At 69.5% G+C, this 26,874-nt stretch carries 26 protein-coding genes and 1 pseudogene; 3 read left to right on the forward strand and 24 right to left on the reverse strand.

The features are described 5' to 3' along the window. Positions 1-73: 73 nt before the first annotated feature. From ACWGI8_RS12585 to ACWGI8_RS12655, 15 genes are all read right to left on the reverse strand, one after another. Positions 74-223, reverse strand: a complete 150-nt coding sequence (locus ACWGI8_RS12585; RefSeq protein ID WP_453660313.1) for a hypothetical protein — start codon at positions 221-223, stop codon at positions 74-76. 186 nt (positions 224-409) lie between these two features. Beyond that, a complete protein-coding gene (nuoN, locus tag ACWGI8_RS12590) occupies positions 410-2,059 on the reverse strand; it encodes an NADH-quinone oxidoreductase subunit NuoN (RefSeq protein WP_453660314.1) in 1,650 nt (549 codons plus the stop codon). After that, positions 2,056-3,651: an NADH-quinone oxidoreductase subunit M gene (locus ACWGI8_RS12595; protein ID WP_453660316.1), complete on the reverse strand. Its 1,596-nt coding sequence runs from the start codon at positions 3,649-3,651 to the stop codon at positions 2,056-2,058. The genes nuoN and ACWGI8_RS12595 overlap by 4 nt, the downstream gene beginning before the upstream one ends. 5 nt (positions 3,652-3,656) lie before the next feature. Beyond that, positions 3,657-5,603, reverse strand: a complete 1,947-nt coding sequence (gene nuoL / locus ACWGI8_RS12600) for an NADH-quinone oxidoreductase subunit L (protein WP_453660317.1) — start codon at positions 5,601-5,603, stop codon at positions 3,657-3,659. Positions 5,604-5,619: 16 nt separating this feature from the next. Further along, a complete protein-coding gene (gene nuoK / locus ACWGI8_RS12605) occupies positions 5,620-5,919 on the reverse strand; it encodes an NADH-quinone oxidoreductase subunit NuoK (protein WP_392034867.1) in 300 nt (99 codons plus the stop codon). After that, on the reverse strand, positions 5,916-6,764 hold the full coding sequence (locus tag ACWGI8_RS12610; RefSeq protein ID WP_453660318.1) for an NADH-quinone oxidoreductase subunit J: 849 nt from the start codon (positions 6,762-6,764) through the stop codon (positions 5,916-5,918). Before ACWGI8_RS12610 ends, nuoK begins: the two co-directional genes overlap by 4 nt. After that, positions 6,761-7,381 (reverse strand): NADH-quinone oxidoreductase subunit NuoI, encoded by a 621-nt coding sequence (gene nuoI, locus ACWGI8_RS12615; protein WP_453660320.1) that lies wholly within the window; start codon positions 7,379-7,381, stop codon positions 6,761-6,763. Before nuoI ends, ACWGI8_RS12610 begins: the two co-directional genes overlap by 4 nt. Continuing rightward, positions 7,374-8,744, reverse strand: a complete 1,371-nt coding sequence (nuoH, locus tag ACWGI8_RS12620) for an NADH-quinone oxidoreductase subunit NuoH (protein ID WP_453660321.1) — start codon at positions 8,742-8,744, stop codon at positions 7,374-7,376. The genes nuoI and nuoH overlap by 8 nt, the downstream gene beginning before the upstream one ends. After that, complete coding sequence (locus ACWGI8_RS12625; protein WP_453660323.1) at positions 8,741-11,266, reverse strand: NADH-quinone oxidoreductase subunit G; 2,526 nt, start codon at positions 11,264-11,266, stop codon at positions 8,741-8,743. The genes nuoH and ACWGI8_RS12625 overlap by 4 nt, the downstream gene beginning before the upstream one ends. Next, a complete protein-coding gene (gene nuoF, locus ACWGI8_RS12630) occupies positions 11,263-12,636 on the reverse strand; it encodes an NADH-quinone oxidoreductase subunit NuoF (protein WP_453660325.1) in 1,374 nt (457 codons plus the stop codon). Before nuoF ends, ACWGI8_RS12625 begins: the two co-directional genes overlap by 4 nt. Next, positions 12,636-13,376, reverse strand: a complete 741-nt coding sequence (gene nuoE, locus ACWGI8_RS12635) for an NADH-quinone oxidoreductase subunit NuoE (RefSeq protein WP_453660344.1) — start codon at positions 13,374-13,376, stop codon at positions 12,636-12,638. Before nuoE ends, nuoF begins: the two co-directional genes overlap by 1 nt. Before the next feature lie 17 nt (positions 13,377-13,393). After that, positions 13,394-14,716, reverse strand: a complete 1,323-nt coding sequence (locus ACWGI8_RS12640; protein WP_453660327.1) for an NADH-quinone oxidoreductase subunit D — start codon at positions 14,714-14,716, stop codon at positions 13,394-13,396. Then, complete coding sequence (locus tag ACWGI8_RS12645; protein ID WP_453660328.1) at positions 14,713-15,453, reverse strand: NADH-quinone oxidoreductase subunit C; 741 nt, start codon at positions 15,451-15,453, stop codon at positions 14,713-14,715. Before ACWGI8_RS12645 ends, ACWGI8_RS12640 begins: the two co-directional genes overlap by 4 nt. Continuing rightward, the gene (locus ACWGI8_RS12650) at positions 15,450-16,004 is read right to left on the reverse strand and encodes a NuoB/complex I 20 kDa subunit family protein (RefSeq protein ID WP_003998928.1); all 555 of its coding nucleotides are present in this window, start codon (positions 16,002-16,004) and stop codon (positions 15,450-15,452) included. Before ACWGI8_RS12650 ends, ACWGI8_RS12645 begins: the two co-directional genes overlap by 4 nt. Before the next feature lie 19 nt (positions 16,005-16,023). After that, positions 16,024-16,383 (reverse strand): NADH-quinone oxidoreductase subunit A, encoded by a 360-nt coding sequence (locus ACWGI8_RS12655; protein WP_453660329.1) that lies wholly within the window; start codon positions 16,381-16,383, stop codon positions 16,024-16,026. 690 nt (positions 16,384-17,073) lie between these two features. On the opposite strand from ACWGI8_RS12655, the gene ACWGI8_RS12660 reads away from it, so the two are divergent. Continuing rightward, positions 17,074-17,871, forward strand: coding sequence for a C40 family peptidase (locus ACWGI8_RS12660; RefSeq protein WP_453660330.1), 798 nt, complete (start codon positions 17,074-17,076; stop codon positions 17,869-17,871). Positions 17,872-17,929: 58 nt separating this feature from the next. On the opposite strand, the gene ACWGI8_RS12665 is transcribed toward ACWGI8_RS12660, so the two are convergent. Genes ACWGI8_RS12665 through ACWGI8_RS12675 form a run of 3 tightly spaced genes read right to left on the reverse strand, consistent with a single transcriptional unit; the run spans position 17,930 to position 19,229 of the window. Beyond that, the gene (locus ACWGI8_RS12665) at positions 17,930-18,166 is read right to left on the reverse strand and encodes a hypothetical protein (RefSeq protein ID WP_453660331.1); all 237 of its coding nucleotides are present in this window, start codon (positions 18,164-18,166) and stop codon (positions 17,930-17,932) included. 5 nt (positions 18,167-18,171) lie between these two features. Continuing rightward, entirely contained in the window at positions 18,172-18,318 is a 147-nt protein-coding gene (locus ACWGI8_RS12670) for a hypothetical protein (protein WP_453660333.1), read from the reverse strand. Positions 18,319-18,362: 44 nt separating this feature from the next. After that, positions 18,363-19,229 carry an NAD(P)-dependent oxidoreductase gene (locus tag ACWGI8_RS12675; protein WP_453660334.1) on the reverse strand — a complete coding sequence of 289 codons (867 nt, stop codon included), beginning with the start codon at positions 19,227-19,229 and terminating at the stop codon, positions 18,363-18,365. Between the two features lie 138 nt (positions 19,230-19,367). On the opposite strand from ACWGI8_RS12675, the gene ACWGI8_RS12680 reads away from it, so the two are divergent. Continuing rightward, a complete protein-coding gene (locus tag ACWGI8_RS12680; RefSeq protein ID WP_453660336.1) occupies positions 19,368-20,345 on the forward strand; it encodes a helix-turn-helix domain-containing protein in 978 nt (325 codons plus the stop codon). A gap of 56 nt (positions 20,346-20,401) precedes the next feature. On the opposite strand, the gene ACWGI8_RS12685 is transcribed toward ACWGI8_RS12680, so the two are convergent. Beyond that, a complete protein-coding gene (locus tag ACWGI8_RS12685; protein ID WP_453660337.1) occupies positions 20,402-21,688 on the reverse strand; it encodes a geranylgeranyl reductase family protein in 1,287 nt (428 codons plus the stop codon). A 99-nt stretch (positions 21,689-21,787) separates the two neighbouring features. Between ACWGI8_RS12685 and ACWGI8_RS12690 the strand changes: the two genes are divergently transcribed. Further along, entirely contained in the window at positions 21,788-22,300 is a 513-nt protein-coding gene (locus tag ACWGI8_RS12690) for a GNAT family N-acetyltransferase (RefSeq protein WP_453660338.1), read from the forward strand. A gap of 265 nt (positions 22,301-22,565) precedes the next feature. On the opposite strand, the gene ACWGI8_RS12695 is transcribed toward ACWGI8_RS12690, so the two are convergent. From ACWGI8_RS12695 to ACWGI8_RS12715, 5 genes and pseudogenes are all read right to left on the reverse strand, one after another. Continuing rightward, on the reverse strand, positions 22,566-23,477 hold the full coding sequence (locus ACWGI8_RS12695; RefSeq protein ID WP_453660339.1) for a glutaminase: 912 nt from the start codon (positions 23,475-23,477) through the stop codon (positions 22,566-22,568). A gap of 21 nt (positions 23,478-23,498) precedes the next feature. Next, complete coding sequence (locus tag ACWGI8_RS12700; protein ID WP_453660341.1) at positions 23,499-24,194, reverse strand: demethylmenaquinone methyltransferase; 696 nt, start codon at positions 24,192-24,194, stop codon at positions 23,499-23,501. Between the two features lie 76 nt (positions 24,195-24,270). After that, positions 24,271-24,915 carry a hypothetical protein gene (locus ACWGI8_RS12705; RefSeq protein ID WP_453660342.1) on the reverse strand — a complete coding sequence of 215 codons (645 nt, stop codon included), beginning with the start codon at positions 24,913-24,915 and terminating at the stop codon, positions 24,271-24,273. Positions 24,916-24,922: 7 nt separating this feature from the next. Further along, the gene (gene mqnC / locus ACWGI8_RS12710; protein ID WP_453660343.1) at positions 24,923-26,122 is read right to left on the reverse strand and encodes a cyclic dehypoxanthinyl futalosine synthase; all 1,200 of its coding nucleotides are present in this window, start codon (positions 26,120-26,122) and stop codon (positions 24,923-24,925) included. A gap of 165 nt (positions 26,123-26,287) precedes the next feature. Beyond that, a pseudogene (locus ACWGI8_RS12715) lies at positions 26,288-26,874 on the reverse strand (serine/threonine protein kinase); the annotation flags it as partial.

Consider the following 26,874-nt stretch of genomic DNA (forward strand, 5'->3'; position numbering starts at 1 on the left):
GCCCTGAGGGCACCGGGCCCTGCCCATGGTCTGCCGGGCGGACCGGGCCGGTCAGGCGCGGCCGCCGGGCCGTTCAGCTCTCCTCGTCCGCCGAACGCTCGCCCTCGGCCTGGGACGGAGTCGTCCGGGAGACGTCGGGGTGCTGTTCCTCGGTGGATTCCGTGTCCTCGCCCTCGGCCTGCGAGGGGGTGGTGTACTCGGGGTACTGGTACTGGTCGATCATGACGATCCTCCTTGACCCGCCAGCCCCTCCCATGATCGAGCGTAGCCCTTCTTCGGCGGATCGGCCCGGGCCGGGCGCGGCCCCGTGGACCGGCCGCCCGGCCGCCGCAAGCGCGCTCGGGCACGGCGAGGGCCCGGCCTCTCCCCCGAGGAGACGCCGGGCCTTCGCCATGATCACGCTCGCGGGCTACCGTACGAACACGCTCGCCTGGTTCGCCAGATCCAGGAAGTACTGCGGCGCGACACCGAGCACCAGCGTGACAGCCACACCGACCGCGATCGTCGTCGTCGTCAGCAGCGACGGCACGGCGACCGTCGGTCCCTCCGGCTTGGGCTCGCTGAAGAACATCAGCACGATGACCCGGATGTAGAAGAACGCGGCGATCGCGGACGAGATCACACCCACCACGACCAGTACCCCCGCGCCGCCCTGCGCCGCCGCACTGAACACGGCGAACTTCCCGGAGAAGCCCGACGTCAGCGGGATACCGGCGAAGGCCAGCAGGAACACCGCGAAGACCGCGGCCACAAGCGGTGAACGCCGCCCGAGCCCCGCCCACTTCGACAGATGCGTGGCCTCACCGCCCGCGTCCCGCACGAGCGTGACGACCGCGAACGCGCCGATCGTCACGAAGGAGTACGCGGCCAGGTAGAAGAGGACGGACGAGACGCCCTCGGGGGTGACCGCGATGACACCGGCGAGGATGAACCCGGCGTGCGCGATCGACGAGTACGCCAGCAGGCGCTTGATGTCGGTCTGGGTGATCGCGACGATCGCACCGCCCAGCATCGTGACGATCGCGATGGCCCACATGATCGGCCGCCAGTCCCAGCTCATGCCCGGCAGCACCACGTACAGCAGCCGGAGCAGCGCGCCGAACGCCGCGACCTTGGTGGCCGCCGCCATGAAGCCGGTGATCGGGGTCGGCGCGCCCTGGTAGACGTCCGGGGTCCACATGTGGAACGGCACCGCGCCGACCTTGAAGAGCAGCCCCATCAGGATCATCGCGCCGCCGATGAGCAGCAGCGCGTCGTTGCCCATCGTGGAGGCGAGCGCCGGGTCGATGGTCTGGATGGTGCCGTCGACGACGTCGGCGATCTTCGCGTACGAGACGGAGCCCGCGTACCCGTACAGCAGGGCGATGCCGAAGAGCAGGAACGCCGACGAGAACGCGCCGAGCAGGAAGTACTTCACCGCGGCCTCCTGCGACATGAGCCGCTTGCGGCGGGCCAGGGCGCACAGGAGGTAGAGCGGCAGCGAGAAGACCTCGAGGGCGACGAACAGCGTCAGCAGATCGTTGGCCGCCGGGAAGATGAGCATGCCGGAGACGGCGAAGAGGGCCAGCGGGAACACCTCGGTGGTGGTGAACCCGGCCTTGACGGCGGCCTTCTCGCTGTCGCTGCCCGGCACGGACGCGGCCTGCGCGGCGAACGAGTCGACGCGGTTGCCGTGGGCCTCGGGGTCGAGGCGCCGCTCGGCGAAGGTGAAGACCGCGACCAGTGAGGCCAGCAGGATGGTGCCTTGCAGGAACAACGCGGGCCCGTCGACCGCGACGGCGCCCATCGCCGCGATATGGGCCTTGGTCGTGCCGTATCCGCCGGCGGCGAGGCCGACCACCGCGGCGAACGCGGCGGCCAACGCGACGACGGACAGGAACACCTGTGTGTAGTAGCGGCTCTTGCGCGGGACGAGGGCCTCGACCAGCACCCCCACGATCGCCGCTCCGATCACGATCAGCGTGGGAGCGAGCTGCGCGTACTCGATGTGCGGCGCCGGGATCTTGTCCAGCGGTTGGGCCGCCGTTGTCCACAGGCTGTGGACAGCTGTCGTGCTCACTTGGCCGCCTCCACCTCGGGCTGGGGGTCCTTCTTCTGTACGTCGGACATGGTGTGCTCCACGGCCGGGTTGACGATGTCCGTCAGCGGCTTGGGATAGACGCCGAGGAAGATCAGCAACACGATCAGCGGGGTGACCACCACCAGCTCGCGCAGGCGCAGATCCGGCAGGGTCCGTACCTCCGCCTTCACCGGGCCGGTCATCGTCCGCTGGTAGAGGACCAGGGTGTAGAGCGCGGCGAGCACGATGCCGAAGGTCGCGATGACGCCGACCACCGGATAGCGGGCGAACGTGCCGACCAGGACCAGGAACTCACTGACGAACGGCGCGAGTCCTGGCAGCGACAGGGTCGCCAGACCGCCGATGAGGAAGGTGCCCGCAAGGACGGGGGCGACCTTCTGCACACCTCCGTAGTCGGCGATGAGCCGCGAGCCGCGCCGCGAGATCAGGAAGCCGGCCACCAGCATCAGGGCGGCCGTCGAGATCCCGTGGTTGACCATGTAGAGCGTGGCGCCGGACTGGCCCTGGCTCGTCATCGCGAAGATGCCCATGATGATGAAGCCGAAGTGCGAGATCGACGCATAGGCGACCAGGCGCTTGATGTCCCGCTGACCGACCGCGAGCAGCGCGCCGTACACGATGCTGATCAGCGCCAGGACCAGGATCACCGGCGTCGCCCACTCCGAGGCCTCCGGGAAGAGCCCGAGGCAGAAGCGGAGCATCGCGAAGGTGCCGACCTTGTCGACGACGGCGGTGATCAGCACGGCGACCGGGGCGGTCGCCTCGCCCATGGCGTTGGGCAGCCAGGTGTGCAGCGGCCACAGGGGCGCCTTCACCGCGAAGGCGAAGAAGAAGCCGAGGAACAGCAGCCGCTCGGTGGTGGTCGCCATGTCCAGCGAACCGTTCGCCCGGGCCTCGGTGATCTCCTGGAGCGAGAAGTTCCCGGCGACGACGTAGAGGCCGATGACCGCGGCCAGCATGATCAGTCCGCCGACCAGGTTGTAGAGCAGGAACTTCACGGCGGCGTACGAGCGCTGGGCCGCCGCGTTCTCGTCGGTGCCCGCGTGGGCGCGGTCTCCGAAGCCGCCGATGAGGAAGTACATCGGGATGAGCATGGCTTCGAAGAGGATGTAGAAGAGGAAGACGTCGGTGGCCTCGAAGGAGAGGATCACCATCGCCTCGACGGACAGGATCAGGGCGAAGAAGCCCTGCGTCGGCCGCCAGCGTCTGGACTGCCCCGCGACGGAGTCGCTGTCGGACACTTCCAGGGGATCGGCGTCGTGCCAGCCGGCCAGGATGATGAACGGGATCAGCACCGCGGTCAGCGCGATCAGCGCCACCCCGATACCGTCCACGCCCAGCTCGTACCGCACCCCGAAGTCCTTGATCCAGGCGTGGGATTCGGTGAGCTGATAGCGGTCGCCGCCGGGCTCGAACCGTACGGCGACGACCGCCGCCAGCACGAGCGTGGCGAGCGAGACGAGCAGCGCCAGCCACTTGGCGGCGACTCGCCGGCCGGCCGGCACGGCGGCGGTGGCGATCGCACCGATCGCCGGGAGCGCCGCCGTCGCTGTAAGGAGCGGGAATGACATGGCAGTTACACCGCCCTCATCAGCAGGGTCGCAGCGATCAGCAACGCCGTACCTCCGAACATCGAGACCGCGTAGGTGCGGGCATAGCCGTTCTGCAGCTTGCGGAGCCGGCCGGAGAGACCGCCGACCGAGGCCGCCGTGCCGTTGACGACCCCGTCGACCAGGGTGTGGTCCACGTACACGAGGGAGCGGGTGAGGTGCTCGCCGCCGCGGACCAGAACGATGTGGTTGAAGTCGTCCTGGAGGAGGTCGCGGCGGGCGGCCCGGGTGAGCAGCGAGCCGCGCGGTGCGGTGACCGGCACGGGACGGCGCCCGTACTGGAGGTAGGCGAGCGCGACGCCGAGGACCATCACCGCGACGGTCGCGCTGGTGATCGCGCCCGCGCTGATCGGCGGGTGGCCGTGCTCGAAGCTGGTGACCGGCTCCAGCCAGTTCACGAACGCGTCGTTCCACGAGAACAGGAAACCGGCGAAGACCGACCCGAAGGCGAGCACGATCATCGGGATGGTCATGGACTTCGGCGACTCGTGCGGATGCGGCATGTCACCCGGGTGCACCTCGAGACCGGGCTCGACGCTCGGCGCCGTGTCCGGGTCGGGGGCGGGCTGCCAGCGCTTCTCGCCGAAGAAGGTCATGATCATCACGCGCGTCATGTAGAACGCGGTGATCGCCGCGCCCAGCAGGGCCGCACCGCCGAGGATCCAGCCCTCCGTGCCGCCCTTGGCGAAGGCCGCCTCGATGATCTTGTCCTTGGAGAAGAAGCCGGACAGGCCCGGGAAGCCGATGATCGCGAGATAGCCGAGTCCGAAGGTGACGAAGGTGATCGGCATGTACTTCCGCAAGCCGCCGTACTTCCTCATGTCGACCTCGTCGTTCATGCCGTGCATGACCGATCCGGCGCCGAGGAAGAGCCCGGCCTTGAAGAAGCCGTGCGTCACCAGGTGCATGATCGCGAAGGCGTAGCCGATCGGCCCGAGACCCGCGGCCAGGATCATGTAGCCGATCTGCGACATCGTCGAACCGGCCAGCGCCTTCTTGATGTCGTCCTTCGCGCAACCGACGATCGCACCGAAGAGGAGCGTGACCGCGCCAACCACCACGACCGCGAGCTGCGCCTCCGGTGCGGCGTTGAAGATCGCCCCGGAGCGGGTGATCAGGTAGACGCCGGCGGTCACCATCGTCGCCGCGTGGATCAGGGCCGAGACCGGGGTCGGGCCCTCCATGGCGTCCCCGAGCCAGGACTGCAGCGGCACCTGGGCGGACTTGCCGCACGCGGCGAGCAGCAGGAGCAGCCCGAGGGCGGTCAGCACACCCTCGGAAGTCTTGCCCGTCGACTCCAGCACCGGGCCGAAGGCGAAGGTCCCGAAGGTGGTGAACATCAGCATGATGGCGATCGACAGGCCCATGTCGCCGACCCTGTTGACCAGGAAGGCCTTCTTGGCCGCCGTCGCGGCGCTGGGCTTGTGCTGCCAGAAGCCGATGAGCAGGTACGAGGCGAGGCCGACGCCCTCCCACCCGACATACAGCAGCAGATAGTTGTCGGCGAGGACCAGCAGGAGCATCGCCGCGAGGAAGAGGTTGAGATAGCCGAAGAAGCGGCGGCGGCGCGGGTCGTGCGCCATGTACCCCACCGAGTACAGATGGATGAGCGAGCCGACGCCGGTGATCAGCAGGACGAAGGTCATCGACAGCTGGTCGAGCTGGAAGGCGACATCGGCCTGGAAGCCCTCGACCGGGATCCAGCTGTACAGATACTGGGTGAGGGTCCGGTCGTCGCCGGGCCTGCCGAGCATGTCGGCGAAGAGCACGACACCGATGACGAAGGAGACGGCGGCGAGCAGCGTGCCCAGCCAGTGGCCGACGCGGTCGAGCCGTCGCCCGCCGCACAGCAGCAGGACCGCTCCGAGCAGGGGCGCCGCCACCAGCAGCGCAATCAGATTCTCTGCGTTCATGTCGTTCTAGCGCCCCTTACAGCTTCATCAGGCTGGCGTCGTCGACCGAGGCCGAGTGGCGGGAACGGAACAGCGACACGATGATCGCGAGCCCGACCACGACCTCCGCGGCGGCGACGACCATCGTGAAGAAGGCGATGATCTGGCCGTCGAGGTTGCCGTGCATCCGGGAGAAGGCGACGAGCGTGAGATTGCAGGCGTTGAGCATCAGCTCGATGCACATGAACACCACGATGGCGTTGCGCCTGATCAGCACGCCGGCCGCGCCGATGGTGAACAACAGAGCGGCGAGATAGAGGTAGTTGACCGGATTCACCGCGTGACCTCCTGTCCGTCCCGCTGTCCGTCCCTGTCGTGCTCGTCCCGGTCCCGGCCGAGCCGCTCCTCGGAGCGCTGTTCGAGCGCCTTCAGATCGTTCAGCGCCTCGCGGGACACGTCGCGGATCTGGCCGCGGTCACGCAGCGTCTTGTTGACGCTGAGCTGGGACGCGGTGCCGTCCGGGAGAAGGCCGGCGATGTCCACCGCGTTGTGCCGGGCGTAGACACCGGGCGCGGGCAGCGGCGGCAGGTGCTTGCCCTCGCGGACACGCTGCTCGGCCTGCTCGCGCTGGGTCTTGGCGCGCTCGGTGCGCTCGCGGTGGGTGAGCACCATCGCGCCGACGACCGCCGAGATGAGCAGCGCGCCGGTGAGCTCGAAGGCGAAGACGTACTTGGTGAAGATCAGCGCCGCCAGGCCTTCGACATTGCCCCCCGCGTTGGCCTGGCCGAGTCCGATGAAGGACCCCGAGCCCAGCGCGGCGTGCCCGATTCCGGTGATGAGCAGGATGCCGAAGCCGAGCCCGCAGGCGGCTGCCCACCAGCGCTGGCCCTTCAGCGTCTCCTTGAGGGAGTCCGCGGCCGTCACACCGACGAGCATGACGACGAAGAGGAACAGCATCATGATCGCGCCGGTGTAGACGACGATCTGGACGACGCCCAGGAAGTACGCCCCGTTGGCGAGGTAGAAGACCGCCAGGATGATCATGGTTGCGGCGAGGCACAGCGCGCTGTGCACGGCCTTCTTCATCAGGATGGTGCACAGCGCGCCGATGACGGCGACGGGGCCGAGCACCCAGAACTGGACGGCTTCACCGGTGGAAGCCGCGGCGGCCAGCGCGCTCATACGTCGGCCTCCTCAGCCTGCGCCGCGCCCGGAGCGCCTGCCGACGGTTGCGGTTCGCCCTTGGAGACGGCGGCCTGGCGCTCCGTACCGGGCGCGGCCTCGATGACCCGGCCCCGGTAGTAGTCCTGCTCGTCCATGCCGGGGTAGATCGCGTGCGGGGTGTCGACCATGCCGGATTCGAGGCCCGCGAGAAGCTGCTCCTTCGTGTAGATCAGATTCTCGCGGGAGCTGTCGGCCAGTTCGAACTCATTGGTCATCGTGAGTGCCCGGGTGGGGCAGGCCTCGATGCACAGTCCGCACAGAATGCAGCGGGCGTAGTTGATCTGGTAGACGCGGCCGTACCGCTCGCCCGGCGAGTAGCGCTCCTCGTCGGTGTTGTCCGCGCCCTCCACGTAGATGGCGTCCGCGGGACAGGCCCAGGCGCACAACTCGCAGCCCACGCACTTCTCCAGCCCGTCCGGATGCCGGTTGAGCTGGTGCCGGCCGTGGAAGCGCGGCGCCGTCGTCTTCTGCTGCTCCGGATACTGCTCGGTCAGCCGCTTCTTGAACATGGCCTTGAAGGTCACGCCGAAGCCGGCAACCGGGTTCTGGAACGAGCTCTCGGATTCCTCAGACACCGTCAGCCTCCTTTCCGTCACGAGGACCGTCACTGTCAGTATTCACGCCACCACTGACAATCAGCTCGCGGTCGCGGCGCGGTCGCCTGCGCGGCACCGGCGGCAGCTCCTGTCCGGGCAGCGGCGGCACGGGGTAGCCGCCCGCCATCGGGTCGAACGCGGCGGCCGGCGGCTGCTTCTCCGCCCCGGCCGCTTCCTTCTTGCCACGGAAGAGGTCGAAGACGAACGACAGCAGCAGTACGGCGAGAACCGCCCCGCCGACGTACAGCACGATCTGCGAGAAGTCCTGGCCCTCGTTGCGCAGCGCCCGGACGGTCGCGACGAGCATCAGCCAGACGACCGAGACCGGGATGAGGACCTTCCAGCCGAGCTTCATCAGCTGGTCGTAGCGGACGCGCGGCAGCGTGCCGCGCAGCCAGATGAAGAAGAACAGCAGCAACTGGACCTTGATGACGAACCAGAGCATCGGCCACCAGCCGTGGTTCGCGCCCTCCCAGAAGGTGCTGACCGGATACGGGGCGCGCCAGCCGCCGAGGAAGAGGGTGACCGAGACCGCCGAGACGGTGACCATGTTGACGTACTCGGCGAGCATGAACAGCGCGAACTTGATCGACGAGTACTCGGTGTTGAAGCCGCCGACCAGGTCGCCCTCGGACTCCGGCATGTCGAACGGGGCACGGTTCGTCTCGCCGACCATCGTCACGATGTAGATCAGGAACGAGACCGGCAGCAGCAGGATGTACCAGCGGTCCGCCTGCGCCTCGACGATCGCCGAGGTCGACATCGATCCGGAGTAGAGGAAGACGGAGGCGAAGGCCGCGCCCATGGCGATCTCGTACGAGATCATCTGCGCGCAGGAGCGCAGTCCGCCGAGCAGGGGGTACGTCGAGCCGGAGGACCAGCCCGCCAGCACGATGCCGTAGATGCCGACCGAGGCGACCGCGAGGATGTAGAGCATCGCGATCGGCAGGTCGGTGAGCTGCATCGTGGTCCGCTGGCCGAAGATCGAGATCTCGTTGCCGGCCGGGCCGAAGGGGATGACGGCGATCGCCATGAAGGCGGGGATCGCGGCGACGATCGGCGCGAGGACATAGACGATCTTGTCCGCGCGTTTGACGATCAGGTCCTCCTTGAGCATCAGCTTGACGCCGTCCGCGAGGGACTGGAGGAGACCCCAGGGGCCGTGCCGGTTGGGGCCGATGCGCAGCTGCATCCAGGCGACGACCTTGCGCTCCCACACGATGGAGAACAGCACCGTCAGCATCAGGAAGGCGAAGCAGAAGACCGCCTTGATGACGACGAGCCACCAGGGGTCCCGCCCGAACAGCGAGAGGTCCTCGGCGGCGAGGAGGATCGGGTTCACGGGCGCACCTCCGGTACGTCGTCGCTGTCGGCGGCCCCCGGGCCGGCAACGGCTGCCGGACCGATGCGGACGAGCCGGCCGGGCACCACACCCGTGTCGCTGAGCACGCCGCCGCCCGTCGAGTTGAGCGGGAGCCAGACCACCCGGTCGGGCATCTCGGTCACCTGGAGCGGGAGTTGTACGGAACCGGCGGGTCCGGTGACGGCCAGTACATCGCCGTCCTTGACGCCGGTCTCGGCCGCCGTGGTGGCGGAGAGGCGGGCGACCGCGGCGTGCCGGGTGCCGGCCAGCGCCTCGTCGCCCTCCTGGAGGAGCCCCTGGTCGAGCAGGAGCCGGTGGCCCGCGAGGACCGCCTCGCCCGCGCCGGGGCTGGGCAGCGGCCGCGGGGACTCGACGGGCTCGGTCGCCCGCGCCCCGGTCCACGCCCCGAGCCCGTCCATCTCCCGTCGTACGGACCTGAGGTCCGGCAGCGCCAGATGGACGTCGAGCGCATCGGCGAGCATGTGCAGCACCCGCGCGTCCGTCGGCGGCAGCGGGCGGGTCATCTGGTCGGGTTTCAGCGCCGCCTCGAAGAGCCGTGCCCTGCCTTCCCAGTTGAGGAACGTGCCGGGCTTCTCGGCGACGGCCGCGACGGGGAGGACCACATCGGCCCGCGAGGTGACCTCGGTCGGCCGCAGCTCCAGCGAGACGAGGAAGCCGACCGCGTCGAACGCCTCGCGCGCGCGTGCGGGGTGCGGCAGATCGGCCACCTCGACACCGGCGACGACCAGTGCGGCCAGCTCGCCGTTGGCCGCGGCCTCGACGATCTGGCCGGTGTCACGGCCGTAGCGGTGCGGCAGTTCGCGTACGCCCCAGGCGGCCGCGGTCTCCTCGCGGGCCCGCGGGTCCGTGGCGGGGCGGCCACCGGGCAGCAGCGAGGGGAGGGCACCCGCCTCGACGGCGCCGCGCTCCCCGGCCCGGCGCGGGATCCACACCAGCTCGGCGCCGGTCGCGGTGGCGGCCCGTACCGCCGCCGTGAGGGCGCCCGGCACTCCGGCCAGCCGCTCGCCGACGACGATCACTGCGCCTTCGCCGCGCAGCGCTTCCATGGCCGCCGCGCCGTCCCCGTCGAGTCCGGTGCCGGACGCCAGCGCGTCCAGCCACTCGGCCTCGGTGCCCGGTGCGGCGGGCAGCAGGACGCCTCCGGCCTTCGTCAGGCCTCGGGTGGCGTGCGTGGCGAGTGCGAAGGTCCGCTGACGGTGCTTGCGCGAGGCCTTGCGCAGCCGCAGGAAGACGCCGGGGGCCTCCTCCTCGGACTCGATGCCCACGAGCAGCACCGCGGGCGCCGCCTCCAGGGAGGTGTAGGTGACGCCCTCGCGGTCCAGGTCCCGGCCGTGACCGGCGACCCGGGCGGCCAGGAAGTCGGCCTCCTCGGAGGAGTGCACCCGCGCCCGGAAGTCGATGTCGTTGGTGTCCAGAGCGATCCGCGCGAACTTGGCGTACGCGTAAGCGTCCTCGACGGTGAGCCTGCCGCCGGTCAGCACGGCCGCCCGCCCGCGTGCCGCGGAGAGCCCGGCGGCCGCGGCCTCCAGGGCCTCCGGCCAGCTCGCCGGCTCCAGCTCACCGCTCTCCTTGTTGCGTACGAGCGGGGTGGTGAGCCGGTCGCGCTGCTGGGCGTAGCGGAAGGCGAACCGCCCCTTGTCGCAGATCCACTCCTCGTTGACCTCGGGGTCGTCGGCGGCGAGCCGCCGCATGACCTTGCCGCGCCGGTGGTCGGTACGGGTGGCGCAGCCGCCCGCGCAGTGCTCGCACACCGAGGGCGACGACACGAGGTCGAAGGGCCGGGAGCGGAACCGGTACGCCGCCGAGGTCAGCGCGCCGACCGGGCAGATCTGGATGGTGTTCCCGGAGAAGTACGACTCGAAGGGGTCGCCCTCGCCCGTGCCGACCTGCTGCAGCGCGCCGCGCTCGAGCAGCTCGATCATCGGGTCGCCGGCGATCTGGTTGGAGAAGCGGGTGCAGCGCGCGCAAAGAACGCACCGCTCACGGTCGAGCAGCACCTGTGTGGAGATGTTGACCGGCTTCTCGTACGTGCGCTTCCTGCCCTCGAAGCGGGACTCGGCCTGGCCGTGCGAGACGGCCTGGTTCTGCAGGGGGCACTCGCCGCCCTTGTCGCAGACCGGGCAGTCGAGGGGATGGTTGATGAGCAGCAGCTCCATCACGCCCTGCTGCGCCTTCTCGGCGACGGGCGAGGTGAGCTGCGACTTGACGACCATGCCGTCGGTGCAGGTGATGGTGCAGGACGCCATCGGCTTGCGCTGGCCCTCGACCTCGACGATGCACTGCCGGCAGGCACCGGCCGGGTCGAGGAGGGGGTGGTCGCAGAACCGGGGGATGTCGATGCCGAGCAGCTCGGCGGCGCGGATGACCAGGGTGCCCTTCGGCACGCTGATCTCGATGCCGTCGATGGTGAGCGTGACGAGGTCCTCCGGCGGGACGGCCGCCTCGCCGCCCCCGGAGGGAGCGCTAGTGGTCACAGTCATGCGTTCACCTCCGTGTTGTCGTCGTGCTTGTCCGCCCATGCGGTGGACGCGGCCGGGTCGAAGGGGCAGCCCTTCCCTCGGATGTGCTGCTCGTACTCGTCCCGGAAGTACTTGAGCGAGGAGAAGATCGGCGATGCGGCGCCGTCGCCGAGGGCGCAGAACGACTTGCCGTTGATGTTGTCGGCGATGTCGTTCAGCTTGTCGAGGTCCTCCATCACGCCGGCCCCGCTTTCGATGGCACGCAGCAACTGGACCAGCCAGTACGTGCCTTCGCGGCAGGGCGTGCATTTGCCGCAGGACTCGTGGGCGTAGAACTCGGTCCAGCGGGTGACGGCCCGTACGACGCAGGTCGTCTCGTCGAAGCACTGGAGTGCCTTGGTGCCGAGCATCGATCCGGCGGCGCCGACGCCCTCGTAGTCCAGCGGGACGTCGAGGTGTTCGTCGGTGAACATCGGGGTGGAGGAGCCGCCCGGTGTCCAGAACTTCAGCCGGTGACCGGGGCGCATGCCGCCGCTCATGTCGAGCAGCTGGCGCAGGGTGATCCCGAGCGGGGCCTCGTACTGGCCGGGGCTCGCGACATGGCCGCTCAGCGAGTAGAGCGTGAAGCCCGGGGACTTCTCGCTGCCCATCGACTTGAACCAGTCCTTGCCCCTGTTGAGGATCGCGGGAACGGACGCGATGGACTCGACGTTGTTCACCACAGTGGGGCACGCGTACAGACCGGCGACCGCGGGGAAGGGGGGTCGCAGCCGGGGCTGGCCGCGGCGGCCTTCCAGGGAGTCGAGGAGTGCGGTCTCCTCACCGCAGATGTACGCGCCGGCGCCCGCGTGCACGGTGAGCTCGAGGTCGAGTCCGCTTCCCAGGATGTCCTTGCCGAGGAAGCCCGCCTCGTACGCCTCGCGTACGGCCTCGTGCAGCCGCCGCAGTACGGGCACGACCTCGCCACGCACATAGATGAAGGCGTGGCTGGACCGGATCGCATAGCAGGCGATCACGATTCCCTCGATGAGGGAGTGCGGATTGGCGAACAGAAGGGGGATGTCCTTGCAGGTTCCCGGCTCCGACTCGTCGGCGTTGACGACGAGATAGTGCGGCTTGCCGTCGCCCTGCGGAATGAACTGCCACTTCATTCCGGTGGGGAAGCCGGCGCCACCACGGCCGCGGAGACCGGAGTCCTTGACGTACGCGATGAGCTCGTCCGGGGCCATCGCGAGGGCCTTGCGCAGGCCTTCGTAGCCGTCGTGGTTCCGGTAGGTCTCCAGCGTCCAGGACTCGGGCTGGTCCCAGAAGGCGGAGAGGACGGGCACGAGCATCTTCTCGGGGCTGGTTTCTCCCCCGGCCTCCGGCCCGTACTCGGTCGACACGGTCATCACTCCCCCTCCTCGGGCGCGGCCTCGTGGCGTTCGTCGTTGGCGTCCGCGTCGCGGGGGTGGACCACGCGCGGATGGGGGGACTCGCCCTTGGCCAGTCGCAGGCCGACCAGGGACGCCGGACCCGCGCCGCCGGTCGCCTCGACGGCGCCGGAGCGTGCGTCGGGGAAGCCGGCCAGGATGCGGGAGGTCTCCTTGAAGCTGCACAGCGGGGCGCCGCGGGTGGGTTCGACGGTCCGCCCGGCCCGCAGGTCGTCGACGAGCCGCCGTGCCGACTCGGGGGTCTGGTTGTCGAAGAACTCCCAGTTGACCATCACCACGGGCGCGAAGTCGCAGGCCGCGTTGCACTCGATGTGCTCAAGAGTGATCTTGCCGTCCTCGGTGGTCTCGCTGTTGCCGACGCCGAGGTGTTCCTTGAGCTCGTCGAAGATGGCGTCGCCGCCCATCACCGCGCACAGCGTGTTGGTGCAGACACCGACCTGGTAGTCGCCGGACGGCTTGCGGCGGTACATGGTGTAGAAGGTGGCGACCGCGGTGACCTCCGCCGTCGTCAGCTCCAGCAGGTCCGCGCAGAACCGCATGCCGGTGCGGGTGACGTAGCCCTCCTCCGACTGCACGAGGTGGAGCAGCGGCAGCAGCGCGGACCGGCTGTCCGGGTAGCGGCCGATGATCTCCTTGGCGTCGGCTTCGAGCCTGGCCCGCACGTCGGCCGGATAGTCAGGTGCGGGGAGCTGTGGCATCCCGAGCGATACGTCTGTCACCGGTCGACGCCTCCCATCACGGGGTCGATGGACGCGACGGCGACGATCACGTCGGCCACCTGGCCGCCCTCGCACATCGCCGCCATGGACTGCAGATTGGTGAAGGACGGGTCGCGGAAGTGGACCCGGTAGGGGCGGGTGCCGCCGTCGGAGACGACATGGACCCCGAGCTCGCCCTTGGGTGATTCGACGGCCGAGTAAGCCTGTCCTGCCGGGACCCGGAAGCCCTCGGTCACCAGCTTGAAGTGGTGGATCAGGGCCTCCATGGAGGTGCCCATGATCTTCTTGATGTGGTCGAGGGAGTTGCCGAGGCCGTCGGGGCCGAGCGCGAGCTGCGCGGGCCAGGCGATCTTCTTGTCCTCGACCATGACCGGGCCGGGGGCGAGGCGGTCCAGGCACTGCTCGACGATCCGCAGCGACTGCCGCATCTCCTCCAGCCGGATGAGGAAGCGGCCGTACGCGTCACAGGTGTCGGCGGTCGGGACGTCGAACTCGTAGTTCTCGTAGCCGCAGTACGGGTCGGTCTTGCGCAGGTCGTGCGGCAGCCCGGTGGCGCGCAGGATCGGTCCTGTCGCGCCGAGCGCCATGCAGCCGGCCAGGTCGAGATAGCCGATGTCCTGCATCCGGGCCTTGAAGATCGGGTTCCCGGTGGCGAGCTTGTCGTACTCGGGCAGGTTCTTGTTCATCTTCTTCACGAACTCGCGGATCTGGTCCACGGCGCCCGGGGGCAGGTCCTGGGCGAGGCCGCCGGGACGGATGTACGCGTGGTTCATCCGCAGGCCGGTGATGAGTTCGTAGATGTCGAGAATCAGTTCACGATCACGGAATCCGTAGATCATGATCGTGGTGGCTCCGAGCTCCATACCGCCGGTGGCGATGCACACCAGGTGGGAGGAGAGCCGGTTCAGCTCCATCAGCAGAACGCGGATGACGGTCGCCCGGTCCGGGATCTGGTCCTCGATGCCGAGCAGCTTCTCGACCGCGAGGCAGTACGCCGTCTCGTTGAAGAACGGCGTGAGGTAGTCCATGCGCGTGACGAAGGTCGTGCCCTGCGTCCAGGTCCGGTATTCGAGGTTCTTCTCGATGCCGGTGTGCAGGTAGCCGATACCGCAGCGGGCCTCGGTGACCGTCTCGCCCTCGATCTCCAGGATGAGGCGGAGCACTCCATGGGTGGACGGGTGCTGCGGACCCATGTTGACCACGATGCGCTCGTCGTCGGCCTTGGCCGCGGTCCGGGCGACCTCGTCCCAGTCGCCGCCGGTGACTGTATATACAGTCCCCTCGGTGGTCTCGCGTGCAGATGCGGACGGTGTTGTCACGAGTACGACCTCCGCTGGTCCGGAGCCGGGATCTGGGCGCCCTTGTACTCGACGGGGATGCCGCCGAGGGGGTAGTCCTTGCGCTGGGGGAAGCCCTGCCAGTCGTCCGGCATCATGATCCGGGTGAGGGCGGGGTGGCCGTCGAAGATCAGGCCGAAGAAGTCGTAGGTCTCGCGCTCGTGCCAGTCGTTGGTCGGATAGACCCCGACGAGGGACGGGACGTGCGGGTCCGTGTCCGGGGCGCTGACCTCCAGGCGGATCAGCCGGCCGTGGGTGATCGAGCGCAGGTGGTAGACGGCGTGCAGCTCGCGGCCCTTGTCACCGGGGTAGTGGACGCCGCTCACACCCGTACAGAGCTCGAAGCGCAGTGCCGGGTCGTCGCGGAGGGTGCCGGCGACCTGGACGAGGTGCTCGCGGGCGATGTGGAAGGTGAGCTCACCCCGGTCGACGACGGTCTTCTCGATCGCGTTCTCGGGGAGGAGGTTCTGCTCCTCCAGGGCGCCCTCGAGCTCGTCGGCGACCTCGTCGAACCAGCCGCCGTAGGGGCGCGTGGCCGCGCCCGGCAGCCGTACGGAGCGGACGAGCCCGCCGTAGCCGGAGGTGTCGCCGCCGTTGGCGGCGCCGAACATGCCGCGCTGGACCCGGATCTCCTCGCCGTGCTCACCGCGCTGCCCCGGCAGGTTCTGCTCGCTGAGTTCCTTCTCGGGGTTCGGCTGGTCGTCGCGTGCGTCGCTCATCGCAGCAGCCCCTTCATCTCGATCGTCGGGAGCGCCTTGAGGGCCGCTTCCTCCGCCTCGCGGGCCGCTTCTTCCGCGTTCACACCGAGCTTGGAGGTCTGGATCTTCTGGTGGAGCTTGAGGATCGCGTCCATCAGCATCTCCGGCCGCGGGGGGCAGCCCGGCAAATAGATGTCAACGGGAACAATGTGGTCAACACCCTGCACAATCGCGTAATTGTTGAACATTCCACCCGAGGATGCGCAAACCCCCATGGAAATCACCCACTTGGGGTTGGGCATCTGGTCATAGACCTGGCGCAGGACGGGAGCCATCTTCTGGCTCACCCGCCCGGCCACGATCATCAGATCGGCCTGCCGGGGCGAACCGCGGAAGACCTCCATGCCGAAGCGGGCCAGGTCGTACCGGCCGGCGCCGGTCGTCATCATCTCGATGGCGCAGCAGGCCAGGCCGAAGGTGGCGGGGAAGACGGACGCCTTGCGCACCCAGCCCGCGGCCTGTTCGACGGTGGTCAGCAGAAAACCGCTCGGCAGCTTCTCTTCGAGTCCCATTGGTGTGCCCCTCAGCCCCTCAGTCCCATTCCAGGCCGCCGCGCCGCCATACATACGCGTAGGCGACGAAGACGGTGAGCACGAAGAGCAGCATCTCCACGAGCCCGAAAATCCCCAGGGCGTCGAAGGTGACGGCCCAGGGGTAGAGGAAGACGATCTCGATGTCGAAGACGATGAAGAGCATCGCCGTCAGGTAGTACTTGATCGGGAAGCGGCCGCCCCCGGCCGGGGTGGGCGTGGGCTCGATACCGCATTCGTACGCCTCGAGCTTCGCCCGGTTGTAGCGCTTCGGGCCGATAAGCGTGGCCATGACCACGGAGAAGATCGCAAAGCCTGCCGCTAGGGCGCCGAGCACGAGGATGGGTGCGTAGGCATTCACGCTCCTCGCTCCTTCCAGTCGTCCTTGACCGTTGGACCGCACCGGGCACCGCCTCGCCGCCTCGCGAAGATCACGCATATGTGAGGCAGTTCACAAGCCCGACTGCTCCGCATCCTATGCCTGCCGGTCTGTGATCTGCGACACGGGGTACGACAACGACTTTGTGATCTCCACCACCTGACGAAGGATCATGAAGTCGGATGAGCGGTGATCTTCATACGGGAAGCGCACGAGCGACTACAAAAGGTGACGCCTTCCCCCGTTACCGCTGGTCAGAGGCGGTCGCCTCTAGCAGGCATCTCCACGTGCAAGCAAATTCGCGATGGACCGGACCGGGTGATAGAGGGTGCCGTCACCCGGGCGAGGGGCAGGGCGGACGGAGGTGGACGCGTGCATCCGTTCACGAGGCTCCGGGGCGTCGTCGGCGGTGACCATTCTGTGACCTGCGCCACTCGGCGGCAGCCCTCGAAAACCGGGGCTTGGCCATCGGCGTGAAGGGGTGGTAAGCGGCGGGCAATCCGGACCTTTTTCTGAAAGCCCATGATCACGGCCGTGATCACGCATGCCCGTTTTGCCCGTTACGGCGTCAATAAAGGTCTCAGGAAAGCGGATTAGGCGCTTCCGTGCGCAACTGTGGCGCAACACACGTTTCTTGAAGGGAACCGTGAGCCCCTGATAGCGGTTGTACTCATGTCCCACACCGCTCACATACGAAGCCACCGGAAGCCCCGCACTCGTAGCGCCTCGACGCTCGCGCTCCGGGCCGGAGTTGCCGGTGGCGTCCTCAGCACCATCGCGGTGGCCGGTAGCACCGTGCCGGCGAACGCCGAGCCGGTGACCGAGACCATCGAGATGCCCGCGCTCACGCTCGACACCCCGGAGCTCGCGAGCGCGGTCGCCCGCTCCGCCGAGGCGACGCAGCAGGCCGCCCTGGATCTCGAACTGCAGACCCAGGAGAACGCCGCCGCAGCCAAGGCCGCCAAGGCCGCGAAGAAGGCCAAGGCCGAGGCGGACCGCAAGGCCGAGGCCGAGCGGAAGGCCGAAGAGGCCGCCCGCGCCGAGACCCAGGCGCGCGCCTCCCGCTCCTCCGGGCGCACCACGCTCTCCGCCTCCTCGCAGAGCACCTCCGCGTCCGGCTCCGTCGGGACCGTCATCTCCTTCCTCAAGGCGCAGCTCGGCGACGCCTACGTCATGGGCGCCAGCGGCCCCAACGCCTGGGACTGCTCCAGCCTCGTCCAGGCCGCGTACCGCCAGGTGGGCGTGGACCTGCCCCGCGTCTCCCAGGACCAGTCCGTGGCCGGCACCCAGGTCTCCCTGGACAACCTCCAGGTCGGCGACATCCTCTACTGGGGCGGCGCCGGCTCGGCGTACCACGTCGGCGTCTACATCGGCGACGGCCAGTACCTCGACGCCGCGAACCCCGGCAAGGGCGTCGTGATCCAGGACCTGTCGGGCTACCCGGCGAGCGGCGCGGTCCGCGTCCTCTGACGCACCCTGACATTTCGCCGAGGGCCGTCGCTCCCACCCGGGAGCGGCGGCCCTTCGCTCACCCCAGATCGAAGGTGTTGGGCAGCCCCAGGCGCCACCGCGCCTCGTCGACGCGCTTGAGACCCTCCATCTCCGGCGGCTGGTAGTGCCCCCAGGTCTCGCACCGCCCGGCGGTCGAGCCGTCCGCGTCGAGCAGGGCGTTGACGGCGTGCCGAGCCGCCTCGTTGGCGCCCTCCATCGATGCCAGGTTCATCCCGGTACGGAGGTAGTCGCCGGCGAGGAAGAAGTTCGCCACCCGTGTCAGACCTCGGCGACGAACTCCTCCTTGGTGCACCGCTTTGCGGTCCTGCCGAAGAGAATGCCCGGCTCATCCCATTCGGAGGCGATCGCCGAGACACAGTCGACGGCCCGCCCGTCGTGGAGGTTGAGCCGGAAGTGAACGGGCACGGACGGCCACAGCACCTCTACAGTGCGTACACCGCCCCCGACGTTCAGGCCTTGCGGAACAGCTCGATCACCCGGGCGTAGCTGTCGCCGCCGTTGCCGTCGGCGACGGCCTGCGCCATCAGGTCCCGGTGCAGCCGGGGCAGCCGCCCGTCGACCCCCCGGGCTTCCCCCGCATGCAGGAGGTGCTCGACCGTCGCCAGCTGTACGTCGATCGTGGCGTCGTCGCCCGGGTAGTGACCCGCGTCGATCTGACCCGCGTAGGTGTCCATGAAACCCGTGACCGTCGTCAGCCAGCGGATCGCCACCGGCGTGAAGGTGCGCGCGGACACCCCGTCCGCGCCGACGAGCGCCGTCGCGTGCAGCCAGCCGCCGAACACCGACCACATCAGTCCGAGCAGCCCCGTGTCGTACAGCGAGGCGAGCCCGGCGTCCTCACCGAGGCCGACCGGGTCACCGAGCACGGCGAGGGTGTCACGGTGGGCGGCGAGGGCTGCGGGTGAGCCGCTGTAGAGGATCATGTTCGCCGGATTCCCCACACCGGGCGGCGTCGTCATGATGCCGCCGTCGAGGTAGCCGATGCCGTTGCCGGCCGCCCATCCCGCCTCCTCGCGGGCCTGTTCGGGCGAGCCGGACGTCAGATTGACGAGGGTGCGCCCGGACAGCAGCCCGGCGACAGGGCCGAGGAGTTCGCGTACGGCGGTGTAGTCGAGGACGCAGACCACGACGAGCTCGCCCGCCTCGACGGCTTCGGCGACGGTGGCCGCGCGATCGGCTCCCCGGGCGACGAGCGCGTCCGCCTTCTCCGGTGTGCGGTTCCAGACGGTCGTCGGGTGGCCCGCGTCCAGAAAGGCCCCGGCGAGCGCCGTACCCATCTGCCCCAGCCCGATGACGGTCACCTTTGTGCGTGTCATGGCTATAACTCCCTCTAAAGCATGGTTCCTTGTGCAAGATCCACACTCTCAGCGGGGCCGAGCCGTCGACAGTGGCAGGAGTGCCCATCTCCGCAAAATTCCTGCCGCACACTCGGTGCCGGCCGTAGGCTCTGCACCATGCACGCAGGGATCGTCGCCGTCGCCGTCGTACCGGATCGACGGTCCGGGATCTCGCTCTGGGAGATGTACGAACTCTCCATCGCCTGCACCGTGTTCGGCATCCCGCACGCCGATCTCGCCGACCCCTGGTACGAGCTTCGCCTGTGCGGCCCCGAACAGGACAGCGCCGGTCCCGGGCTCTCCGTACGCACGGAGTACGGGCTCGACGCGCTCGCCGGGGCGGACACCGTCATCGTGCCGTCCGTGCCCGACGCGTGCGTCGACGGCGGCGAGGACGTGCCTGCCGAGCTCGTCGACGCCCTGCGCGCCGCCGCCGCATCCGGGGCCCGCATGGTCTCGCTGTGCACCGGCGCGTTCGCGCTCGCGGCCGCCGGTCTCCTCGACGGCCGCCGGGCCACCGCCCACTGGCAGCACACGGCCGAGCTCGCCGCCCGCCATCCCGAGGTGCTCGTCGACGACTCGGTGCTCTACACCGACGAGGGAAACGTGCTGACCAGCGCCGGCGCCACGGCGGCGCTGGACCTGTGTCTGCATCTGGTCCGCCGCGATCTGGGTGCGGGCGTCGCGGGCAAGCTGGCCCGCCGGCTCGTCGTGCACGCCCATCGCACCGGCGGGCAGGCCCAGTTCATCGACGCACCGGTGCCGCAGAGCGACGACCACAGCCTCGGCCCCGCACTGCAGTGGGCGACCGAGCATCTGGAGGACCCGCTCACGGTGGACGAGCTCGCGCGCCGAGCGCGCATGAGCCCGCGCACGTTCTACCGGCGACTCCAGGCGAGCACCGGGACGACACCGCTGCAGTGGCTGCTGCAGCAGCGCGTGGCGCGGGCACAGACCCTGCTGGAGTCCACCGATCTGCCCATCGAGCAGATCGGTGAACACAGCGGGCTGGGTACGGCGGCGAATCTGCGCCGCCACTTCACCCGGTCGGTGGGTGTGTCCCCGACCGACTACCGGAGGTCGTTCAGGCCTTGAGACTCAGGCCTTGAGGCTCCGGCGAGGCTCAGGCCTTGAGTCTCGGGCCATGACCTTCAGGCCTTCGGTGCCACCTTCGAGAGCCCGTTGATGATGCGGTCCATCGCGTCGCCGCCCGTCGGGTCGGTGAGGTTGGCGAGCATCTTCAGCGTGAACTTCATCAGCAGCGGGTGAGTCAGTCCGCGCTGCGTCGCGATCTTCATGACCTTCGGGTTGCCGATGAGCTTCACGAAGGCGCGGCCCAGCGTGTAGTAGCCGCCGTAGGTGTCCTTGAGGACCTTCGGGTAGCCGTGGAGAGCCAGTTCGCGCTGGGCCGGGGTCGCCCGGGCGTGTGCCTGGACGATGACGTCCGCGGCGATCTGGCCGGACTCCATGGCGTACGCGATGCCCTCGCCGTTGAACGGGTTGACGAGGCCTCCCGCGTCGCCGACCAGCAGCAGGCCCTTCGTGTAGTGCGGCTGCCGGTTGAAAGCCATCGGGAGCGCGGCGCCGCGGATCGGCATCGTCATGTTCTCCGGGGTGTAGCCCCAGTCCTCCGGCATCGAGGCGCACCAGGCCTTCAGCACCTCGCGCCAGTCGAGCTCCTTGAAGGCGGACGAGGTGTTGAGCACGCCGAGGCCGACGTTGGACGTGCCGTCGCCCATGCCGAAGATCCAGCCGTAGCCGGGGAGCAGCCGGTCCTGGGCGCCGCGCCGGTCCCACAGCTCCAGCCAGGACTCCAGGTAGTCGTCGTCGTGCCGGGGGCTGGTGAAGTACGTACGGACCGCGACGCCCATCGGGCGGTCCTCACGACGGTGCAGCCCCATCGCGAGGGAGATCCGGGAGGAGTTGCCGTCCGCGGCGACGACGAGCGGGGCGGAGAAGGTGACCTCGCGCTTCTCCTCGCCGAGTTTGGCGTGGACCCCCGTGATGCGGCCGGTGCGGTCGTCGATGACCGGAGCGCCGACGTTGCAGCGCTCGTACAGCCGCGCGCCCGCCTTCTGCGCCTGCCGGGCCAGTTGCTCGTCGAAGTCGTCCCGCTTGCGGACGAGGCCGTAGTCCGGGTAGCTGGCGAGCTCCGGCCAGTCGAGCTGGAGCCGGACGCCGCCGCCGATGATCCGCAGGCCCTTGTTGCGCAGCCAGCCGGCCTCTTCGGAGATGTCGATGCCCATCGACACGAGTTGCTTGGTGGCGCGGGGGGTGAGGCCGTCGCCGCAGACCTTCTCGCGCGGGAACGCCGTCTTCTCCAGGAGGAGTACGTCGAGACCGGCCTTGGCCAGGTAGTGCGCAGTCGTCGAGCCGGCCGGGCCTGCCCCGACGACGATCACATCTGCGGTGTGCTCGGAGGGCGTCGTCTCGGTCACGGCCGGTTCTCCCGAAGACTCGAATTCGCGTGCCACGCGGCACAGGTCATGTGCAGTCTATGGGGGCGTACTGATCGACGACCGAAGGGCTCCCCCGCGATGACCGCAGCGTCTCTCCCCGTCGTACAGCTCCGTGTTCCCACCGAGGAGGACGCGTTCGCCTGGCATCACGTCTTCGACGACCCGGACGTCATGGAGTTCCACGGGGGCAGGTCCGCCGAGCTGTCGGTGTACGAGGAGCTCACCGCGCGCCAGCGCCGCCATGACGCGGAGCGCGGCTTCTGTCTGTGGACGATGCTCGACGAGGCGGGCGAGGTGATCGGCTTCACGGGTGCGCAGCCGTGGCCGCACGAGACCTTCGGTCCGGTCGGCGAGATCGAGATCGGCTGGCGGCTGGGGCGGGCGTACTGGGGCCGGGGCTATGCGACAGCCGCCGCACGGGTCACCCTGGAGCGGGTGCGGGCGGCGGGCGTCCCGTCGGTGGTCGCGATGGTCGACGCCCGCAACGAGCGGTCGATCGCCGTCACGCAGCGGCTGGGCATGGAGCGGACGGAGACGTTCGGCATCCCGGACTCGGACCGCAGGGCCTACTGCTTCCGGCTCGTTCTCTAGGGCCTGTCCGGTGGATCTTGCTGGGCTGATCCACCGGACAGGGCCTAGGGCCTGTCGTTTGGATCAGGCCGGCAGCGACATCTGCGGCTACCGCCGCGGGGCGAGCGGGGTCTGGCGCGTGCAGATGCAAGGCGGAGGAGGGAGCCACTGCGGAGCATTGGCGACTGACGACAACGCAGCAGATGCGCGTGCCAGGGCACGCGAGCCCGGCAAGATCCGAACGACAGGCCCTAGCCCCGAACAGTCCCCGTTCGGGGGACAGGCCCTAGAACACCGACAGGCCGGTCAGTGTCGTGAACCGGTCCAGCGCCGCCACGCCCGCCACCGAATTGCCCTGCTTGTCCAGCCCCGGGCTCCACACGCACAGCGTGCACCGCCCCGGTACGACCGCGATGATCCCGCCACCCACCCCGCTCTTGCCGGGCAGCCCGACCCGGTACGCGAACTCGCCCGCCGCGTCGTACGTACCGCAGGTGAGCATCACCGCGTTGATCTGCTTGGCCTCGCTGCGGGTCAGCAGCCGGGTGCCGTCCGCGCGCAGCCCGTGGCGGGCCAGGAAGCGGGCCGCGAGCGCCAGATCGGCGCAGCTCATCTCGATCGAGCACTGCCAGAAGTAGTGGTCGAGCAGCGCGGGGACGGGATTGGCGATGTTGCCGTACGACTTCATGAAGTGGGCCAGCGCGGCGTTCCGGTCGCCGTGCACGGACTCCGATCCGGCGACCTCCGGATCGAAGGCCAGCTCGGGGTTCCCGCTCTCCTGCCGCAGGAACTCCAGCAGTTCACTGCTGGCGTCGCCGGTCAGGGTCAGCAGCCGGTCGGTGACGACGAGGGCGCCCGCGTTGATGAACGGATTGCGCGGGATGCCGTTCTCGTACTCCAGCTGTACCAGCGAGTTGAACGGGTTGCCGGAGGGTTCCCGGCCCACGCGTTCCCACAGGCTGTCGCCGCCCTGCGAGAGGGCGAGGGCCAGCGCGAAGACCTTGGTGACGGACTGGGCGGAGAAGGGCAGCTCCCAGTCGCCGACCCCGTACACCTCGCCGTCGAGATCGGCGAGGGCCATACCGAACCGACCGGGGTCGACGGAGGCCAGGGCCGGGATGTACTCGGCGGGTGTGCCGCTGCCGACGAGCGGTGCGACGTCCTGCGCGATCTGCTCCAGGATCGCCTGGTAGTCCATGGTGTCGGGGCCTTCGGGTACTTACTGCGGCTTGGTGCCGCGGTGCAGCGCCACGATCCCGCCGGTCAGATTCCGCCACGCCACCTTCGACCAGCCTGCCTTCTGCAGCAGTCCGGCGAGCTCCGGCTGCTCGGGCCACGACTGGATCGACTCGGCGAGATAGACGTACGCGTCCGGGTTCGACGAGACCGCACGCGCCACGGGCGGCAGCGCCCGCATCAGGTACTCCTCGTAGACGGTCCGGAATGGCGCCCACGTCGGGTGCGAGAACTCGCAGATCACGACGCGCCCGCCCGGCCTGGTCACCCGGTACAGCTCACGCAGCGCCCCCTCCGTGTCCTGCACGTTGCGCAGCCCGAAGGAGATCGTCACCGCATCGAAGGCGTCGTCCTGGAACGGCAGCTTCGTGGCGTCCCCGGCGGTGAGCGGAAGCCACGGGTGCCGCTTCTTGCCCTCGCGCAGCATGCCGAGGGAGAAGTCGCACGGCACGACGTACGCGCCGGTGCGGGTGAAGGGCAGCGAGGACGTGCCGGTGCCGGCGGCGAGGTCGAGGATCTTCTCGGCCGGGCGGGCGTTCACCGCCTTGGCGACCTCCGTGCGCCATCGCCGGTCCTGGCCGAGCGAGAGCACGTCATTGGTGAGGTCGTAGTTCGCCGCGACATCGTCGAACATCGAGGCGACTTCGTGCGGCTGCTTGTCCAGGGAGGCTCGGGTCACGCCCCCATTGTGCCGTTCGACCCCCGCCGGGCTTCGGGCAGGGCGCGCCGGACGGGTACGCATGGGCGTACGGCGCTCAGCGCGCCCGGTACACCAGGCGACCGGCGAGGACGGTGGCGACGCAGGTACCGGCGCCGTGTTCGCGCAGTGCCCGCCCCGGGAATTCGTCGACGGGCACGTCGAACACGGCGAAGTCGGCCGGAGCTCCGGCCGCCAGTTCGCCGTCGAGCACCGCGCTCAGCGGGCGCGTGGCGAACGGATCGAGCGACGGGCTCCCGCCGTCCCGGCCGGGGCGGCGGTCGCGCACCCGCAGGCCCGAACGCGCGACCGCCGTGCGCACCGCCGGGCGGGTGAACGGGCCGACGACCGCCGTCGTGCCGTGCCCCAGCATGCGCTGCAGCCCGCGTCGTGCGCTCGCACCCCCGCGCGCGGCGTCCCGTTCGTGGGGCGCGAGCGCATCGCCTGTCAGCGGCTCCGTGCCGAGCGTGTCCGCCTCCCGCGGGTCCGGGTGGTAGGCGGCCTCCAGCAGGGCGGCGGCATCGGAGTTCACCAGCCCCGGGGTCAGCAGCCCCGGCCAGCGACGCACCCGCGCCTGCGGGCGGTCCGCGGCGAGCGTCCCGTACCGCCCCAGGGCGACGATCAGCCCGCCGTCCACGGCGACGGCGTCGCCGCGCCCGCGCCCGGCGCCGAACACCGCGTCCGCGACGTGAATCGTCAGCACGGCCGGGTCAGTTCGCGTTCAGCAGCTTCAACTCGGGGTGCGCCGTGCCGCCCTCGATCGCCGTCGACGAGATGTGCGAGGCGACGCGCTCGTCGACCGGGTCGTTCGCCGGGTCGTCGTGGACGGTGATGTGCTCGTACGTCGTCGTCCGCTGTGCCGGGACGCGGTCCGCCTTGCGGATCAGGTCGATGATCTCCTGCCGGTTCGACCGGTGCTTCGCGCCCGCCGAGGAGACGACGTTCTCCTCCAGCATGATCGAGCCCAGGTCGTCGGCGCCGTAGTGCAGCGACAACTGGCCGATCTCCTTGCCCGTCGTCAGCCACGAGCCCTGGATGTGGGCGACGTTGTCGAAGAACAGACGGGCGATCGCGATCATCCGCAGGTACTCGAAGATCGTCGCCTGCGTGCGGCCCTTGAGGTGGTTGTTCTCGGGCTGGTACGTGTACGGGATGAAGGCCCGGAAGCCACCCGTCCGGTCCTGTACGTCACGGATCATCCGCAGATGCTCGATGCGCTCGGCGTTGGTCTCGCCCGTACCCATCAGCATCGTCGACGTGGACTCGACACCCAGCCGGTGCGCGGTCTCCATGATCTCCAGCCAGCGCTCGCCGGACTCCTTCAGCGGGGCGATCGCCTTGCGCGGCCGCTCCGGCAGCAGCTCGGCGCCGGCGCCCGCGAAGGAGTCGAGGCCGGCCGCGTGGATGCGCTGGACGGCTTCCTCGACCGACACCTTGGAGATACGGGCCATGTGCTCGACCTCGGAGGCGCCGAGGGAGTGGATGACCAGCTGCGGGAACGCCTGCTTGATGGCGGCGAAGTGCTCCTCGTAGTACTCGACGCCGTAGTCCGGGTGGTGTCCGCCCTGGAACATGATCTGGGTGCCGCCCAGCTCGACGGTCTCGGCGCAGCGCCGCAGGATGTCGTCGAGGTCCCGGGTCCAGCCCTTGGCGGTGTCCTTGGGCGGGGCGTAGAAGGCGCAGAACTTGCAGGCGGTGACGCAGACGTTGGTGTAGTTGATGTTCCGCTCGATGATGTACGTCGCGATGTGCTCGGTGCCGGCGTAGCGGCGGCGGCGTACGGCGTCGGCGGCTGCGCCCAGCGCGTGCAGCGGCGCGGACCGGTAGAGGTCGAGCGCTTCCTCGGGGGTGATCCGCCCGCCCTCGGCGGCACGGTCAAGGACGGACTGAAGGTCGGCCTTCTCGGTCACCGGGAGTCACCTTTCGGCAGTGTTTCAGGGCTTTGCGCGGGCCGGTCCACCCTACGACAGCGGTGTGGTCCGCCCCTGAAGTGCCCCCGCATGGTGTCTCGGGGAGGAGAGGCAGGGGGAGTTGCCCAGGCCCTGTCCGCGCGGTGCGCCGGTCCGCGCGGTGGGTCAGCGGCTCCTCGCCAGGTCGCCGGTCGGACTGCCGGCCCGGGCGTCGGCGGAGACGTAGCGCAGTGTGCTGCCGTCCAGCACGAGCCGCAGCCCGGTCGTGCTCTCGGTGCACATGCCCTTGCTCCGCGGGCCGCGCTTCGCGTCGACGACGAGGGTCTTCGCGTCGGCGCGGGTGGCGGTGAGCAGGTCCTCGCAGATGAAGTTGCCCAGGATGTCGGTCTGTTCGGCCTTGCCGATCCGCTGGCCGGTGCGGCCGCCCTCGATGGTGACCTTCATCGTTCCCGCGGGCAGTCCGGCGGCGGTGACCGCGCCCTCCCAGGTGCCGATGAACCCCTTCGGCACGTCCTTCACCTGCGGCGTCGCCCCTTCCGCCGGCTCACCGGACGCCGACGACCTGGGCGGCTCGGCCAGGTCGTTGTGGTCGCCGCCGCCACCACCGGGGAAGAGGTCGAACAGCACGCCCGCGCCCACGGTCACCGCGGCCAGCGCGCCCGCAACGGCGAGGGCGACCGTGCAGCTCACCTTGCGGCCGCCGCCGGGGCGGCCGCGTTCCGAGCTGGTGGTCACCGAGACGGAGAGCCGGC

The sequence above is a fragment of the Streptomyces sp. NPDC054841 genome, from assembly GCF_053611045.1.